At 35.2% G+C, this 16,887-nt stretch carries 18 protein-coding genes and 1 riboswitch; of the genes, 10 read left to right on the top strand and 8 right to left on the bottom strand.

Annotated elements, in window-relative coordinates; all coding sequences use genetic code 11:
• Positions 1-26: 26 nt before the first annotated feature.
• The 4 genes from sigX (at position 27) to ACIQLB_RS02650 (ending at position 4,683) form a co-directional block, all read left to right on the top strand.
• Positions 27-560, top strand: a complete 534-nt coding sequence (gene sigX, locus ACIQLB_RS02665) for an RNA polymerase sigma factor SigX (RefSeq protein WP_400720515.1) — start codon at positions 27-29, stop codon at positions 558-560.
• Complete coding sequence (locus tag ACIQLB_RS02660) at positions 557-1,861, top strand: RNA polymerase subunit sigma (protein WP_400720512.1); 1,305 nt, start codon at positions 557-559, stop codon at positions 1,859-1,861. The genes sigX and ACIQLB_RS02660 overlap by 4 nt, the downstream gene beginning before the upstream one ends.
• A gap of 315 nt (positions 1,862-2,176) precedes the next feature.
• Positions 2,177-2,374: riboswitch (FMN riboswitch) on the top strand.
• A gap of 221 nt (positions 2,375-2,595) precedes the next feature.
• Complete coding sequence (locus tag ACIQLB_RS02655; protein ID WP_400720509.1) at positions 2,596-3,183, top strand: ECF transporter S component; 588 nt, start codon at positions 2,596-2,598, stop codon at positions 3,181-3,183.
• 153 nt (positions 3,184-3,336) lie between these two features.
• A complete protein-coding gene (locus ACIQLB_RS02650) occupies positions 3,337-4,683 on the top strand; it encodes a sodium-dependent transporter (RefSeq protein WP_400720506.1) in 1,347 nt (448 codons plus the stop codon).
• A gap of 65 nt (positions 4,684-4,748) precedes the next feature.
• Here ACIQLB_RS02650 and ACIQLB_RS02645 read toward each other — a convergent pair whose 3' ends face one another.
• The 4 genes from ACIQLB_RS02645 to ACIQLB_RS02630 are packed head-to-tail and all read right to left on the bottom strand — an operon-like array spanning position 4,749 to position 8,463.
• A complete protein-coding gene (locus ACIQLB_RS02645; protein ID WP_387080283.1) occupies positions 4,749-5,135 on the bottom strand; it encodes an STAS domain-containing protein in 387 nt (128 codons plus the stop codon).
• Positions 5,136-5,184: 49 nt separating this feature from the next.
• Positions 5,185-6,879 (bottom strand): methyl-accepting chemotaxis protein, encoded by a 1,695-nt coding sequence (locus tag ACIQLB_RS02640; protein WP_400720503.1) that lies wholly within the window; start codon positions 6,877-6,879, stop codon positions 5,185-5,187.
• Positions 6,880-6,906: 27 nt separating this feature from the next.
• Positions 6,907-7,329 carry an ATP-binding protein gene (locus ACIQLB_RS02635; protein WP_400720501.1) on the bottom strand — a complete coding sequence of 141 codons (423 nt, stop codon included), beginning with the start codon at positions 7,327-7,329 and terminating at the stop codon, positions 6,907-6,909.
• A 3-nt stretch (positions 7,330-7,332) separates the two neighbouring features.
• Positions 7,333-8,463 (bottom strand): SpoIIE family protein phosphatase, encoded by a 1,131-nt coding sequence (locus ACIQLB_RS02630; RefSeq protein ID WP_400720499.1) that lies wholly within the window; start codon positions 8,461-8,463, stop codon positions 7,333-7,335.
• Between the two features lie 457 nt (positions 8,464-8,920).
• Between ACIQLB_RS02630 and glnA the strand changes: the two genes are divergently transcribed.
• On the top strand, positions 8,921-10,255 hold the full coding sequence (glnA, locus tag ACIQLB_RS02625) for a type I glutamate--ammonia ligase (RefSeq protein WP_400720497.1): 1,335 nt from the start codon (positions 8,921-8,923) through the stop codon (positions 10,253-10,255).
• 111 nt (positions 10,256-10,366) lie between these two features.
• Here the strand turns inward: glnA and ACIQLB_RS02620 are convergent, their stop codons facing one another.
• Positions 10,367-11,488, bottom strand: coding sequence for a TolB-like translocation protein (locus ACIQLB_RS02620; RefSeq protein ID WP_400720494.1), 1,122 nt, complete (start codon positions 11,486-11,488; stop codon positions 10,367-10,369).
• Positions 11,489-11,843: 355 nt separating this feature from the next.
• On the opposite strand from ACIQLB_RS02620, the gene ACIQLB_RS02615 reads away from it, so the two are divergent.
• The gene (locus tag ACIQLB_RS02615) at positions 11,844-12,020 is read left to right on the top strand and encodes a sporulation protein Cse60 (protein ID WP_400720491.1); all 177 of its coding nucleotides are present in this window, start codon (positions 11,844-11,846) and stop codon (positions 12,018-12,020) included.
• Positions 12,021-12,042: 22 nt separating this feature from the next.
• Entirely contained in the window at positions 12,043-12,252 is a 210-nt protein-coding gene (locus ACIQLB_RS02610) for a hypothetical protein (protein WP_400720488.1), read from the top strand.
• A gap of 127 nt (positions 12,253-12,379) precedes the next feature.
• Here the strand turns inward: ACIQLB_RS02610 and ACIQLB_RS02605 are convergent, their stop codons facing one another.
• Complete coding sequence (locus tag ACIQLB_RS02605; protein ID WP_400720485.1) at positions 12,380-12,769, bottom strand: NUDIX hydrolase; 390 nt, start codon at positions 12,767-12,769, stop codon at positions 12,380-12,382.
• Positions 12,770-13,123: 354 nt separating this feature from the next.
• Between ACIQLB_RS02605 and ACIQLB_RS02600 the strand changes: the two genes are divergently transcribed.
• Both ACIQLB_RS02600 and ACIQLB_RS02595 read left to right on the top strand, forming a co-directional pair.
• Positions 13,124-13,987: an AraC family transcriptional regulator gene (locus ACIQLB_RS02600; protein WP_400720482.1), complete on the top strand. Its 864-nt coding sequence runs from the start codon at positions 13,124-13,126 to the stop codon at positions 13,985-13,987.
• A 179-nt stretch (positions 13,988-14,166) separates the two neighbouring features.
• On the top strand, positions 14,167-14,790 hold the full coding sequence (locus ACIQLB_RS02595; RefSeq protein ID WP_400720480.1) for an HAD family hydrolase: 624 nt from the start codon (positions 14,167-14,169) through the stop codon (positions 14,788-14,790).
• 231 nt (positions 14,791-15,021) lie between these two features.
• Here the strand turns inward: ACIQLB_RS02595 and ACIQLB_RS02590 are convergent, their stop codons facing one another.
• Positions 15,022-15,546 carry a GNAT family N-acetyltransferase gene (locus tag ACIQLB_RS02590; protein ID WP_400720477.1) on the bottom strand — a complete coding sequence of 175 codons (525 nt, stop codon included), beginning with the start codon at positions 15,544-15,546 and terminating at the stop codon, positions 15,022-15,024.
• A gap of 179 nt (positions 15,547-15,725) precedes the next feature.
• Here ACIQLB_RS02590 and ACIQLB_RS02585 point away from each other — a divergent pair, with 179 nt between their 5' ends.
• Positions 15,726-16,496: a GNAT family N-acetyltransferase gene (locus ACIQLB_RS02585; protein WP_400720474.1), complete on the top strand. Its 771-nt coding sequence runs from the start codon at positions 15,726-15,728 to the stop codon at positions 16,494-16,496.
• Positions 16,497-16,548: 52 nt separating this feature from the next.
• On the opposite strand, the gene ACIQLB_RS02580 is transcribed toward ACIQLB_RS02585, so the two are convergent.
• Complete coding sequence (locus ACIQLB_RS02580) at positions 16,549-16,812, bottom strand: phospholipase A2 family protein (protein WP_400720471.1); 264 nt, start codon at positions 16,810-16,812, stop codon at positions 16,549-16,551.
• Positions 16,813-16,887: the final 75 nt, after the last annotated feature.

Genomic DNA, 16,887 nt, shown 5'->3' with positions numbered 1-16,887 from the left:
TATAAATAGAACGGGGGTGGAGTGCTTTGAATGACTCCGTGTTCCATCGATTATACGATGCATATCATCAAGACGTGTTCCAGTTTCTTATTTATTTAGTAAAAAACCGTACACTTGCTGAGGATTTAGCGCATGAGGTTTATGTTCGCGTATTGCGCTCATATGATCAGTTCGCAGGAAATAGCAGTGAAAAGACATGGCTTTTTGCTATTGCTAAAAATGTCGCTATTGATCATTTTAGAAAGCAGGCTGTACGCCAAAAACATTCACTTGATTTTTTTGACTGGGAAACGGAACAGCTACATTCAACCACACCATCACCGGAAGGCGTGTTGCTGGCCAGTGATGAATTTATGCAGATGCAATCAGCACTTGAACACTGTACAGGTGACCAAAAAATGGTCATTATTATGCGTTATTTTCAAGATTTATCGATTGCAGAAACAGCGCAAATACTAGATTGGACAGAAGCGAAGGTAAAAACTACTCAGCATCGTGCCATTAAATTTTTAAGGCAACAGCTCAAACAGGTTAGAGAACAGGAGGCGAAACGGCAATGACACATAATCAATTTGATGATGACCAACTTGAACATGTATTAAATAATGCCCCTAAGCTTTCTGACCGCCGTTCGAAAGAAGAAATATTAAATCGATTATTGGCAGATGCTCGCTTGCAGGATAATGTCCATCTTCAAGAAGCTATACAACAACCAATAGATGATGAAATAACATCGCAAGAGCAACAACACAGTATGCATACGCAACAAGAAAGTACCGAGACAGCAACAACAAAAAAGAAAGTTCGTAAATGGCCAATCTTTATGAGTGTTGCAGCAATTTTCGCTTTAACAGTACTTACAGGCTCCATGTTCATGAATCATAATGATACAAAGATGAACCAGGCTAATGCTCCTGAACCTTCTCAATATTCAACATTGCAGGATAATCGTGCAGCAAAAAGCTCTGTCAACCAAGATAAAATTATGGAATCCAACATAGTAGCAGACCATGCACGGATCATGTCACTACGATCATCTGTTTATGAGGAAGATTTAACAGACGCAATAGTGTTCCGTATTGGTTTGGCAAATCGTGATAAGAAAAGTGTACCGATGACGTATATCATTCCAAATGAACGAGTTACTACTGATTTTGGGAAGAAAAAGCCCACAACACTACAAATGTATGAAAAGTATGCGCCACAAATTGATGAGAAAGCAAATGGTTTTACTAACTATCATCCATATAAAGGGGAAATAAAGGAGAAGGGCGATAAACTAGTCCATGTATTACCGAAGAAAAATGACTTTGATGTCGCTTCAGCAGATACAGACGAATATTTAGGGACAATACAAGATACATTCTCAGATTCCGAGTATAAAGATATTGAATTTGAAAATCCTGATGGTACAGTCCACGAGTTTCCCAAGGAAGAAGATTCAAGTAAACCCATGGCATTAACAAGCTCAAATCATTTTAATTATTATTTATATAAAGATGAAAATGGGGCTGAATATTTATCACCCGATTCCCGTAAAACTTTTTCCACTGTAACAGAAGCTCTTGCTGTTATGCGAAATAATAATGATGATGCATACTTTCCTGTCGTACCGGAAAATATCACATATACTGTGAAAGAGGTGGCAGAAGGTGTTATTGTTACATTTGATGAGCCACTTGATTTAACGACAATGGACGCGGTTCGTGCAACTCAATTGATAGAAGCTATGATGCTCACCGCTGCAAGCTTTGATAAACAAGTACGTCTAGACAATGTTGTACAGGAGAGCTGGGAAGGATTTGATTTAAAAAATTTCTTGCCAAAGCCTGTAGGAGCCAATAAACGATATATGCCATAAAAAGCATAACAACAAATAGACTTACGGAACTTAAATAATTTTTTTGGAGCATTCTCGCCGTTGTATGTGCGTGAATGCTCTTGGCATTTTATAACACCAAGAGCAAAGAAGTTAAGGGAACGATAAATTGCCTGATTGGTGAATATTAAAAAGCAATTGGGATGCGGAAAACCCATACTGATTACAGTTTCACTTTATAAGGAGATTAACCGAGTGTCTGTAAAACATACAAGTTTAATCGGAATTTTTCAAGCAAAGCTATTTACTTTTCTCTAATAATTCATTATAGTAAGGCTATGAAACAAAAAAATAATGATTCATCTTCGGGGCAGGGTGAAAATCCCGACCGGCGGTAATAGAGTTGTAAATCGCTAATGTTTCCTTTAAAACACATTAGCTCGAATGATTTATTAAAAGCTCTTCAGCCCGCGACCTGTGCAAATAATTTTTTGCATGGCTGACTTGGTGCGATTCCAAGGCCGACAGTTAAAGTCTGGATGGGAGAAGATGGAGGTACGATCGTCATTCATTGTTATGAATTTAGCTATGTACGAGCGTTTTTTCGATGTGGCTTCACACAGCGTATGCTCAAAAATAGTTAATTAATGGCGTTCTTTAATCATGCCTATTCTCCCTTATGCTCTTTTGCATAAGGGTTTTTTCATGATAATAATTGATTAGGTCGTAACCTTTCTTCTTGCGAGATTGAATCAGCAAAGAGGAGAGAGTTTTCTATGAAGAAAAATGTTAAACTTCAATCGTTTATAACGATTGGCATGCTGAGCAGTATTTCGTTTTTATTAATGCTTTTTAATTTCCCTATTCCGCCATTTCCGGCGTTTTTGGAAGTGGACTTCAGTGATTTGCCAGCATTACTAGCGGCGATCACTATGGGACCTGTAGCCGGTATTTTAGTAGAATTCTTTAAAAATGTGTTGGACTGGATTTTCTCAGGCACGCCAACGGGAGTACCAGTAGGACATATCGCGAACTTTGTAACAGGTATTTTATTTATTTTACCAGTTAGCTTTGTTTTTAATCGCGTCAAAACAGTTCAAGGACTTATCGGAGGTTTAGCTGTTGGAACAATCATAATGGCAGTGGGAATGAGCATTCTTAACTATGCAGTATTTTTACCTATGTACACTTACTTTTTAGGTATGGAGCCTGTTGTAGGTGATTCACTATATAAAATGATCGTAGCTGGTATTTTGCCATTTAACGTGGTGAAAGGTATTTTAATTACTATCATCATGGCATTACTATTCACAACAATGCGTAAATGGATTCATCAGCAGCGTTCTATGTATTTAACAAAATAATTGGAATGAAACCTCGAGCTGTTAAATGCTCGAGGTTTTTTTATGTAGGTTGGATAATATTGTGCAAAAGTAACATATAGAATTAATCTAGTCGGGTTTAGTATTTTAATGTAGAATAAGGAAGAGCTTAGAATGTTAGAGGAGTTTGAAGAGATGAGTGAAAAAAAGAGTCAGTGGTCTAGTAAACTAGGCTTTATTTTAGCATCGGCAGGAGCTGCGATCGGACTAGGGGCAATTTGGAAGCTTCCATATGTTACTGGACAAAGTGGTGGGGGAGCGTTCTTCCTTATTTTTGTTCTATTTACATTGTTGATTGGTTTACCGATGTTATTATCAGAATATATTTTAGGTCGTGGTACACAGTCCGAGGCTGTGACTGCCTATAAAAAAATTGCACCTACGAAAACAGGCTGGGCTTGGGTTGGTCGTATGGGTGTACTTGGTTGTTTTTTATTGTTAAGTTTTTATAGTGTTGTGGGAGGTTGGATTTTTATCTATAGTGGCCTTGGTGTGACTGGGGCTGTTATTGATTCTGCCAATGATCCTAGTGAACTATTTGGAAAGATTGTAGGAACACCTTGGATTACATTACTAGGTTTAGGATTGTTTACGCTAGTAAATGTGCTAGTCATTTCACTTGGTGTGCAAAATGGTATAGAGAAGGCTAATAAGTGGATGATGCCTTTATTGTTTATTATGTTTATTGTGCTTGTTGTGCGGGCTTTGACATTAGATGGAGCAATGGAAGGGGTTAAATTCTTCTTGTGGCCGGACTTTTCCAATATAACTGGAAAGGCTATATTAGAAGCGTTGGGGCAGTCCTTCTTTGGCTTAGCGGTAGGGTTTTCTTGTCTTGTGACGTACAGCTCCTATTTAAAGAAGGATGTGAGCTTACCGAATTCTGCAGGCTCCGTTGTTCTTCTCACTGTGCTTGTATCTTTCTTAGCGGGATTGGCGATTTTCCCTGTTGTATTTGCTTTTAATTTAGAACCAGCATCTGGACCAGGCTTACTATTTATGGTTCTGCCAACAGCATTTAGCCAAATGCCCTTTGGTGAAATATTCTTAGCGATGTTTTTAATATTATTTTTATTTGCAACGTTAACCTCTTCTTTCAGTTTATATGAAATTATCGTAGCGGCATTTATGGAGAAAGGGCGTATGTCTCGTCCTGCATTGACAATGCTACTTGGTGTAGTAGTCTTTGTTGCGGCTATTCCTGCAGCTCTTTCATCGAGTACATTGGCGGACGTATCAATCTTTGGAAAAACAATTTTTGATGCAACTGACTTTTTAGTATCTAATTTAATGCTTCCGTTAGGTAACTTGTTGATTGCTATCTTTATTGCGTATGTAGTGGATAAAGAATTTGTGAAGAAAGAATTATTGATAGGAAGTCAAATGGGACAGGGGTTCTATTCAACATATCATCTATTGATGTTAATAGTAGTACCTCTTGTCATTATCGTTGTGTTCGTAAATATGCTTTTACAATATTAAAAAGAGTAGGTTGCGTTCCGTTTAATAGGAATGCAACCTTCTTGAATGATGGGGGCAACAATAGGTTAATATTCGCTAAGCGATAGCTCACCTAGCCAGCCTTCTTTAATGATTTGTCTCGCTTTCTCTTCGCTTTTCGTAATAGGGAATACTTTATCGACTTGCGAAATAGCAAACAAGTTGCGAATGAAATCATCGACGACAATAATGGCGATTTTCTTTTCTTTTACAGATACTTTCTTGGCGAAATTGACGATCATGCCAAAGCCGGTACTATCAATGTTTGTAACCTTTTGCATATCGATAATGTATCCATGCTTTGTTTCCAAGCTTAACGATTGAAGCTCTTTTTTTATCTCTTCAATCATCCCGTATTCTAAATCGCCAGTAAACGCAATCAAAATATAATCAGCCTTTGTGTCAATATCCATCGCAATTTTTTTCTGATTCATACTATAGCGCCTCCATTTTCTTTTCATGTAAGGGAATTCTTTTTAGAAATTAAAACTTGAATTTATTGACTTCATTTTGTAATTTATCAGCAATTGATGCTAATTCATCTGAACTTTGAGTAATTTCTGCAACAGTTGCATATTGTTCTTCTGATGTTGCGGCAATTTCTTCTGTTGCTGCTGCGGAATCTTCAATGATACGAGAAATATCTTGAATGGCTTGTTGAACACCTAATGAGTTATTGTTTACATGCGTAAATGCAGCCTTCATTTGCTCAACGCCTTTTTCTGTTGCTTCAACCTTTTCAACAATTTCCTTTAAAGCCGTTCCTCCTTTATTGATAATTGTTACTTGCTCCTCTACAGCTAGCAAATTACTTTCCATCGTGCGAACTGTCACAGAAGTTTCAGCCTGAATATCATTAATGAGATTTGTAATTTGTCCTGATGCTAAGCTTGATTGTTCGGCTAGCTGGCGCACCTCTGATGCGACAACGGCGAACCCTTTTCCTTGCTCGCCTGCCCGTGCTGCTTCGATGGCTGCATTGAGGGCGAGTAGATTTGTTTGCTCTGCAATACCAGTAATAACGGTAATAATACCACCAATTTCTTCAGAGCGTTTACCGAGTTTTTGGATAGAATCTGTCGCATAAGACACTGTTTGCGTGACGTCGCTTAAATGTTTAATAGCCTCATTAATAGCCTCTTCACCTTTACGTGCAATTTTGGTCGAATCTATAGCGCTATTTAACGTGTTCTCGGCCTTTTGTAAACTGCTCGATACTTCTTCAATTGATTTTTGCATCATGGACACTATTTGTTCAGCCTGATCAGATTGAGTCGTAGTGCCAACGGCAATTTCATTCATCGTAAGTGCAATTTGACTAGAAGCCTCACTGGTTTGGTGTGATGATTCTGCTAATGAGTGAGATGAGTTAGCTATTTGGTTAGCACTACCAGCTACGATTGTCATCGTCTCTGTTAAGCGATTTTTCATATCACTAAAGGCATTTGCTAAAACAGCAATCTCATCTTTACCTTTAGGATTTAATAACTTAACATTTAAGTTTAAATCAGCTAACTCTTTGGCATTTGTACTTAAAATATTAATAGGGGTGATGATTTGTCGCTGTAAAAACCAACTGATCCCAACAATCATTAATATGGCAATTCCTAATGAAATCGCTACATTTTCCAGTGCAGACTTTGTAGCAATGCTTATATATGGAGCGGTAGGTACAGCTGTTGCCCATACGCCAATAACATCTCCTTGGCTGTTTACAATGGGGTCATAGGCTCCTTGATGCATACTACCCAAGACATTTGCTGATCCGATAAAACGTTTTTTTTCTCCTAACACAACTTTTGCAACTTCATCAGAGACCTTTGTATTTAATGCACGTTCTCCATTTTCGACTATATTTGTACTAATACGAGTATCGTTTTGGAAGATTGAGACGACATTTCCGTTTGTTAGCTCTCCCACTTTATCAGCTACGTCAAAATTGTCTACCATTTTGACGTCACCTTTATACAATTGATTGTTTTTAATGGACCATTCTCCAGGGAATTTAGCATCTAAATATTCATAGCTCAATTGAATATCTGATAAAAGTTTTGTATTTGCGCTTTCTAAAAGATTTTTTTTGGCAACATAAAAATTTATTCCTGCTAAAAGTGTAGTGAGTAGCAAAATACACCCGAATATTAACAGGCTCATTTTTTTTCGGATTGATAGCTTCATGAAAACTCCTCCAATTTTACGTTTACTTTATACATGAATCTTTTTTGAAATACCAACTAAAAATTTTGTTTCAGAAATATTTTCAAACCAAATATGGTCTACCATATTTTTAACAAAAAATAAACCTCGCCCACGATCTGAATAATCCATTTCGTTTAAATCAAATTGTAGAGCCTTATCCCAATCCTTTTCAGCGATTCCTTTCGCTTCATCAGTAACTGTTATTTTTATTTCTTCATTAGAGTGGTATACATGTACTTGAATTGCCTTTTGGGAGTATGGCTCAATCTTTTCTACAGCTTCCACAGCATTAATAACTAATTCATGTACGACAAATCGTAATTCTCTTTTAAAAGGTAAATTATATACATTTGTATAATTCTCTATAACTTGATCTACATAAGCTATAGCTTGTGTATCAGGATTTACATTGAGTATGAATTCCATCATCAATCACCGACCCTGTAATGTAATTGTTATTGAAACTACTGTTATATCATCGCTATAATCATTGTCTAATAAATCATATTTTTGAGAAAATTTTTGCAAGGCATAGCCATTATCTTGTGAAGCATAGGAATGGAAAAAGTCCATATCAACAACATGTTGATCATTTATTGTCAATAATCCATCTGTATAAAGTATTATGCGATGCCATCCGGATAAGGGTATCGTTTTTTTATTAATAGGAATGGTTGGGAATAGCCCTAAAATAGGTGTATTTGCTGGAAGGAACACCGTCTCTCCGTATTTTCCAAATAAGAAACCAGATGGATGAGCCGCATTAACATAGTGTGCAGTTCCGTTTTTCGTATCAATGAGTATGTAGATAGCCGTCATTAAAAAACGGTCCATATCTTCATCAGAAAATAGCTCGTAAATTTGGCGGTTAAGTTCTCGAATTACCAAAACTGGATCGATTAATTTCGTAATCATTCCTTTTAACAAAGATCTAATGGACATTGTGACGAGTGATGCGGCGATGCCATGTCCCATTGCGTCGTAAAGAAGAATGGCAGTTAAATGTTCATTAATCTTAAACCAGCAGTACATGTCACCTCCTAAGGTGTTGGACGTAACATAAAGCCCATCAATCTGAATATGCTCAAGATTCAATGGTGGAGATAGTGCATTTTTTTGGAATTTCTTCGCGACGATTAAATCTTTTTGAATAATACTTTCTTGCTGCTTTCGTAGCTTGGTTTCCTTTTGATATTTAAGGGCCACTTGAATCCGAGTTTTAAACTGAGTAAAATCAAATGGTTTTAAAATAAAGTCGAAAATCCCGGCTTCAAAAACCCTATCAATTGTAATACTTTTTTCGTAAGTAGTAGAAAGGAGGATAGGGGCATCAATCCAGTTTTTTAGTTCTTCAATTTGTTGACAAATGTTCTCGCAATTTTTAAGCGTCATTTTTGCATCGAGAATAATTAATTCTAGCTCTTCTTTCAAAGAATCTGATAAATAATTCATTGCTACGTCAGTCATTGTAAAGCAATGAATATTTTTGATGTCGATACGATGAAAATATTTTTGCAGACGCAATACATCATTACTTACGCTGCCAATAACTAATACTGACATGCTTCTTACATTCACCGCCTTATGTATCTTTAACAGAAGATAAAGCCACGGACGAAATTACGCCAAGGCAAAATTGATATAATAATTTCCGACTATTATATATACGCCATATTTACTTATCTGATGAATAATACAGAAATTCTAATTTGCTATAAATTTACCAATAAATATGACATTACACAAGACTAATGTGATATAAAATATGGAAAAAAAGTTCTTGCTTCAAGCAATAAAGTCAAAAATATTTCAGTTAAACAATCGTATGATGAGTCAAAAGACCTTAAATGATAAGCGGGAAGGGAGGATGATTCTATCCATCTGTAAAAAAGATTAATATATTCGACAAAAAGCATGTAATAAAACCTTACATAGATATTGTGTTTTGCATCCTTTTAATGTATTTTAAAAACAGTTATAAAAATCTGTGTTAATTAAAATTACATTGGAGTGGTGAAAAATGAAACGTTATACAAAAGAGGATATTAAACGCCATGTCAAAGAAGAAAATGTGAAATTTATTCGCCTACAATTTACTGATATATTAGGAACAATAAAAAACGTTGAAGTACCAGTTAGCCAATTAGAAAAAGCATTGGACAATAAAATTATGTTTGATGGTTCATCAATTGAAGGTTTTGTACGTATTGAAGAATCAGATATGTATTTGCGTCCCGACCGTGATACATTCGTGATTTTTCCTTGGACTGCTGAAAAAGGCAAAGTGGCTCGTTTGATCTGTGATATTGATAGACCAGATGGTACACCATTTGAAGGTGATCCACGCTCCAATCTGAAGAGGATGTTAAAGGAGATGGAGGAGTTAGGGTTTAGCTCATTTAATTTAGGACCAGAGCCAGAATTTTTCTTATTTAAGTTAGATGAAAAAGGGCATCCAACACTCGAGTTAAATGATAGCGGTGGGTATTTCGACTTAGCTCCAACTGACTTAGGGGAGAACTGTCGACGTGATATCGTATTAGAGTTAGAAGAAATGGGCTTTGAAATTGAGGCATCACATCATGAGGTTGCACCTGGTCAACATGAAATCGACTTTAAGTATGCAAATGCGATCGAAGCATGTGATAATATTCAAACGTTTAAGCTTGTTGTAAAAACGATAGCTGCACAGCATGGACTACACGCAACCTTTATGCCAAAACCACTATTTGGTGTTAACGGTTCTGGTATGCATTTCAATTTATCATTATTTGAAGGGGATAACAATGCGTTTTATGATGAAAGCGCAGAATTGCAATTAAGCCAAACAGCGCGTAGCTTTATGGCAGGAATATTAAAACATGTACACGGCTTTACAGCTATAACAAACCCACTTGTTAATTCCTATAAACGATTAGTGCCTGGCTATGAGGCCCCTTGCTATGTGGCATGGTCTGCACAAAACCGTTCACCACTTATTCGAATTCCAGCTTCACGAGGACTATCAACACGTATCGAGCTGCGTTCTGTCGATCCAGCAGCAAACCCTTATTTAGCGATGGCCGTTATTTTGGCATCAGGGCTCGATGGCATTCGCAAAGATCTCACACCACCGGATGCTGTAGATCGCAATATTTATAAAATGTCACGAGCTGAACGTGAATTGAATAGTATTGACAGCCTCCCAGCGTCATTGGAATATGCGCTCCTTGAACTAGAGATGGATCATATCATACGTGAAGCGCTTGGAGATCATATCTTTGAAAAATTCACGGCTGCTAAAGAAATAGAATGGAATAAATACCGCACACGTGTCCATAACTGGGAGCGGGAAGAATATTTGAAAATGTATTAGAAGGGGAGTGTTGGGGCTTGGTGCTCCGACACTTGTTTAATTTAAAATACGAGGAATTGAGTGTCAAAGAAGAAGGCTATCCCTATTTTTCATTGATAGGGATTGCCATTTTTAATTAGGTAGTTCACTTTGGATAATTAATTTGCTTTTACGTTTTTCATCTGAAAGGTCCTGATTAATAATATAGATATTATTATCAGCAGAAAGCCTATAAAAGTTAAGAGTTTCTAATTCCCCATTTAATTCCCTATCTTCAACTAGTAAATTATTCTTCACCTTAAATTTTCTCATACCTTCATCGTTATAAGAAAAAAACACTTGATTATTAAAATCTGTATAATGAGCATTTACAGTTAACACATCCGAAAGAACTTCTTGGGTATGTTTATTAGAAATGTTATAAAAAAGAAGCTTTTGGTCATCGCTTGAAGATTCACTAGGGTCATTAAAGGTTAAATAAATAAATTGTTGGCCATTTAGCAAACTTGCCCAACCAATGTATTCATAGTTAGTTTTTATTTCTTCTATTTCTTTACTTTTTACATCATATAAATACAGATAACCATTATTATTTTTTTTATCAGAAAATAATATTTTTCCATCCTTTGAAGATAAATGCATATTCATAAATGTATAGGTATTTAAATCAAATATACTTTCGGTTTCATTTGTTTTTAGATTCTTTAGCATAACTTCCGCTTTTTCAACTTTTCTATCCGATTTAATCCAAGCTGCATAGTCCCCAATTAGGACAGGGAAGTCATTAAAAACATTTTCTTCATTTTCTTTTGTCAACGGTTGAATTTCTTTCGTCTTTAAATTCATAAAATATGGGTTCAACTGCCATCCACTTTCGTCGGCATCTACCCAAACTAACCAATTATCATTTAATTCAACACCTTGAACAGAGGGCATTTTAAACTTACTGTTAAATATGGATGTGTATTTTTGAGTCTTTCGATTGTATTGAAAAATTTTATTATCGAGACGAGAAGAACTCTCTTGATCTACACTCATATAAATATAGTCAGCATTACCCCTAAATGAGGTAATATCAGTAAAAGGTACGTCTACTGTTTTATTGAAATCCTTATCAATTATTTGGTAATAATCCGAATTTTTAGGTTTAGTTATATAACTATTAATAGGTATATTATTATATACTGCTTTAAAAACAATGAATAGGAATATAGCTGCACATGATAGTATTATTGTTCTCTCTATTATTCTCAATTGAATCTCTCCATTTAGACTAAGGTTTATTTATAAAAACTCGATTTAAAGGGAAGGTCTATCTATAATATTTTTAATCTTGTATTTTTAGTGGAAAATATTCCGGGCATTTCAATAATACATTACCATATAAATGGTTCTTTACCTATTTTTATCAATTGATATAAGGGAGGTAATATAAAATTAAAACAGCTTCTTTTGGATTGTCTGATTTCATATTTATTAGGGGACGATATGAAATACTATTTTAAATGGGCTACGGTACTCTAACTCTTTGGCTTCTCCTATTGAGATAACGTTTTTTTGTGACAAATAATTCCTTTTGATCTATGATTGAAGAAAAGGGGGATAATGTATGGTGCAAGCGACCCAAGTAGTAACGATTCAAAATAATGATATTGTACAATTTGAACATGATATTAATAACACTCTATTAGATTTAAGCGATTATTTAATAGTGGATATTAAATACAATACGTTATATATAGGGGAACATACAGTTATACATTCAGCTCTAATTATTTATAAATAATTGATTCAAAGGGGGAATTATCTTGTCAAAAATATATTGGGTATCAATTGCTAAAAAAACAGATGAAACTGCAGTGGAGCAGAATGTCATTGAAAAAATTTTTGCGAAGAAATCTGAATTAAAGGATTTTTTAAAACAAGAAGGCTATTGTAAGGCAGCAAAAAATCAATATATTAAAATCGATGATAAATTGATATACGAAGCGGCCATTGAAAAAGTAAAAATGAAATGATTAATTTACCCGCGGGTGAAAGGGAAATACCCGCGGTTATGGATATATGCGAGAGGTTATGCCAAGTACTAAGCTTCTGATAGGATCTTCCTAACACCATCCATCCTAATTCATGATAATTCTATTATTAAAATAATGATAATAGAAATTGTCTATCTTCAGGAAAGGTTAAAGTTAAATCTAGTAAATCCTCCTTTGATTTCCACGCGATTTCATAAATTAATTCATCGGGATCATGAATCGTCATTTGTCCACTTTTAATGATTGTTTCGAAATAACGAACTTCTACTACACCATTATTTTTATGTAACACTTCTCTGACGATGTCTACTACAAATCCCGTTTCTTCATACACTTCGCGGATACAACAAGCCTCAAAATTCTCGGTAGCTTCTATTCTGCCTGATGGTACTGCCCATGTTTTTGCTTCTTCTTTAGTACCTTGCAAAACCATTAATAATTGATTGTCTTCGTTTAAACAAATTCCTGCAGCCCCTTGCCATTTAACCAATATCAAAACCTCCAATCTAATTTTTTATTTATACTAATTTTACATATAATATCCAAAAATGGGTATGACGTTTATCGATTCTATGTATATAGGTTGATTGGGATGGAGACTTGGCGACTCCTTGGGGATCAGCAATAGAGGAACGAAGTCTAAAATCAAGTCCTGTGATAACGCCTTCGTGACCAACATCCTGTTGCCCAGACCCCCAGGAAAGCGCCCAGTCGGAACGGAGATCAACCACACGCTATGTTGATGTACCATTAAAAATAAAGCTTTCATTTTTACCTGTCCAAAGTTAGCATAAAAAGACAGGAATAACTATTTTTGATGTTTTAAACTATAAACAAGGAGTGAGAGCAATTGAGTTGGATTGAGTCGATTCAAAAAGCAATAAATTACATCGAAGAGCATTTATTAGATGACATCACAATGGAGCAAATTGCACGAGAGGTAAATTCTTCGGTCTTTCATTTTCAACGGACTTTCTCGATTTTAACGGATATGTCTATTGCTGATTATATAAGACGTAGAAGGCTAACATTAGCTGCACAGGAGTTAATAAATACAGAGAAAAAAGTAATCGATCTCGCCTACAAATATGGCTACGACTCTCCTGAAGCTTTCACAAAGGCATTTCGTAAGCAGCATAATCTAACGCCTAGTGAAGCAAGAAAGAAGCAAGGACAGCTACAATCATACAATCGCCTGGTCATCCAGGTAAGCCTGAAGGGAGCAGAACCAATGAAGTATAAAATCGTAGAAAAAGAAAAGTTTCAAGTGGTAGGGGTAAAAAGAACATATAATTGCCAAAATGGTGAGAACTTGCAAGACATTCCTCATTTTTGGAATGAGATGAATTCGAAAAACTTCGATCATCAACTTATCCAATTAAATAACGGAAGCATCAAAGGGACGCTAGGTGTTTGTGTACCAAATACAGACCAAGGGCAAAATGGTTTCATTGATTACTGGATTGCTACGGATCATGTAGGGGAAGTGGGAGAAAATCTATTAGCGTTGGAGATACCTGCATCAAAGTGGGTTGTCTTTGAGGTGCATGGTCCTATGCCAGATGCGATGCAAAATACTTGGAAACAAATTTATTCAGAGTGGTTCCCATCCAATCCATATAAACCAGCAGGAACAGCTGAACTTGAAGTTTACCCTGATGAAGATGCATATAGCCCTGATTCGTACTCTGAAATTTGGATTCCAATTCAATAAAGATAAAATGGATTTGGTAAACGATTAGTTTGCCAAATCTATTTTTGTAGTAAGGATGTTTTATAGAGTGTAGTCCGACATAAACACTGTATCTCTTAACTAAAATACTCCTCCTTAAGAGAAATTTTCGCGTTTCTCAACATCCTTATTTTGTATAATAATAATGAGGGAGGTTGCATATGGACATAGATAGCATTATTTTCGATTTGGATGGGACACTTTGGGATTCAAGAAAAACAGTAGCGCAATCATGGACGCAGGTAGTTCAGGCGTCTCCTTTCGGTAAAGGAAAGATCACCGAAGAAAATTTATCTAAAACGATGGGGTTACAAATTAGTGAAATAGCCGCTGTATTATTTGATTATCTTGATGAAGAAAAGCAGAAGGAGCTTATTTTAGCATGCTGCCAGCAAGAGCAAGATGATTTATTACGTAATGGCGGTATTTTATATCCGCGGTTAGAAGAAACTTTACTAGCTCTTTCAAAAAAATTCCGCTTGTTCATTGTGAGTAATTGTCAGAAGGGCTACATTGAAACATTTTATGATTATCATAAACTAGAGAAATATTTTCTCGACTTTGAAAATCCGGGGCGTACAGGCTTGTCAAAGGGAGAAAATATTCAATTAATTATGGAAAGAAATCAAATAAAAAATGCTGTGTATGTGGGAGATACACAGGGAGATATGCTTTCTGCAAAGTTTGCAGGGATTCCTTTTGTTTTTGCTTCATATGGTTTTGGTAAGCCGGAGGAGTATGACTATATCATCGAAAAGCCAATAGATTTATTGAAAATATTTTAAACTAGAGAGGGAGTATAGAATCTGTCTCTTCTGACGGTCTCTATACTTTTATTTTTATTAAAAAGAATAGGGGGGGTAACATCCTACTTATTTGGACATACGTACTCAGACGAAGATCCATTTAGTCTTGATCTTTATTGTGAAATTTGGATTCCGATTAAGTAACAGAAATGAAAGCAGCCAAGAATGTTCATAGGTAACATTCTTGGCTATTATAATTTTTACATCAATTTATTTTAATAAAGAATAAACATTAATGTCATAAGAAGATTCTTTTGATTCTTCATTTTCCTGAAATGTTCCTTCAAAAGTAAAATTCAATTTCTCTACTACTTTTATAGAATTTATATTACCAGGCTCAATTTTTGCTTCAATTCTATTTATGTTTAATGTGGTGAAAGCATAATCAATCAAAGCCGAAATACTTTCTGGAGCATAGCCTTTTCCCCAATAAGCTTTAGCAAGATCATATCCGATTTCTGCTGAGGCGTTAACTTCGTCCAATGAATTGAATCCACAAGAGCCGATTATCTCATTTGATTCCTTCTCAATAATAGTAAAGCGAATAGCCTTACGCTCCTTAGTTAATTCATCAAAAAGCTCAATCATTTCCTTTGCTTGTTCTTCATGAGTAAAATTGGTGATATTCATAAATTTTGTAACTTCCGGGTCTGCCCAAATTTTAAATAAACTATGAGCATCAGCCATCTTCATTTTTCTTAAATATAATCTTTTTGTGTAAATTTGTTCTATCAATACTTTTACCTCCAATTATTAATTAAGTTGAGATGAAAAATATTGCTATCTGCGCATAATTCAGTCCCTTCAATTTTATGTACCCATTATACAATATTTAAATATTAAACAAAAACCCCAGTAATTTCTATAGGCGTTATAATGAATGAAGATATATCAAAAGAATAGGGGAAATGATAATGATCAAGGTTACAGCCGAGAAATTTTCGATTATCAAAGAAACTATAGAAAGGGCGCCAACATTTGTCTATAGCATACTAGATCAGGTAATAGAGGGCACTGTCTACGCCGACAATGAAAGCTTCCATTCATTACTATTTCAAACTAAATCAGGGATTTACTTTGTTTATGGTGATTCTTCCAGCGAGCAAATCGTAAATAAACTTGGGTCTTTACTACAAGAATCCATTGAACAAAGTAAACGTTTCACATTATTTTCTTATTCAGATGATTGGAACACAAAAATTGAAAAACGTTTAAATGGTCTTGTGAAAAAGCTAGAAAGATATACTTTTACCTTTGCTATAAATGCTTATAACGATAGAGAAAGGCGAAAGTCGCTTGACTATGAATTCATTAAAATCAAGCAACATCAAATTGAGCATTGTTTAGAATTTAACAATCAATATTATGAGGAATACTGGGATTCTACTAATAATTTCCTTGAAAATGGTTTTGGTTTTTGTCTGCAGCATGGAGATAAGATTATTAGCGAAGCGGTCTCTATTTTTAAATCGCAGCAATTTGCAGAGATTGATATAGTTACTGATTCGAATTATAGAGGAAAAGGATTAGCAAGCTTCATTGCAGAGAAATTTATTGATTTTTGTATTTTAAATGGTATACAGCCTTGTTGGGATTGTGATGTTCATAATCATGCATCTTATCATTTAGGCACTAATCTTGGCTTTAATAATCCGCAAAAATATGCAATTTATATAAAATCTTGACTCATAAAAAAGCTCACGGTGTAAAAATAACATCGTGAGCTTTCTTTATTATTTAAAAGAATCTATTACGCATTTCAAAGATATTGTAAAACAATTTAGCATCTTTTGCCATTTTAGTATTAGCGTTCATTTGTCGTCGTAAGCAATTTTGGAACATTTCATCGCAAAATCTTGTACTACCATATCGAGCATAACATTCGTCGTGTAATTTGCAGCATGAATCTACGGCATTGATAGGTCTACCTGGTCCAGAACATCCTGGTCCACAGTATTTATAACCAGGGTAGCAAAAACCAAATCTGCGGTGTCCGTACATCATCTATTCTCCTTTTTAAAAAAATAATTGTTACTATAAAATATGAAAATTTTGTTTTTAGAAGGGGATTAAAAA

Origin of the sequence: Lysinibacillus sp. NPDC092081, from assembly GCF_044755845.1 — a bacterium.
Classification (GTDB): Bacteria; Bacillota; Bacilli; order Bacillales_A; family Planococcaceae; genus Lysinibacillus.
The sequence above is the reverse complement of the archived record's forward strand: the minus strand, read 5'-3'. Positions and strand labels throughout refer to the sequence as shown.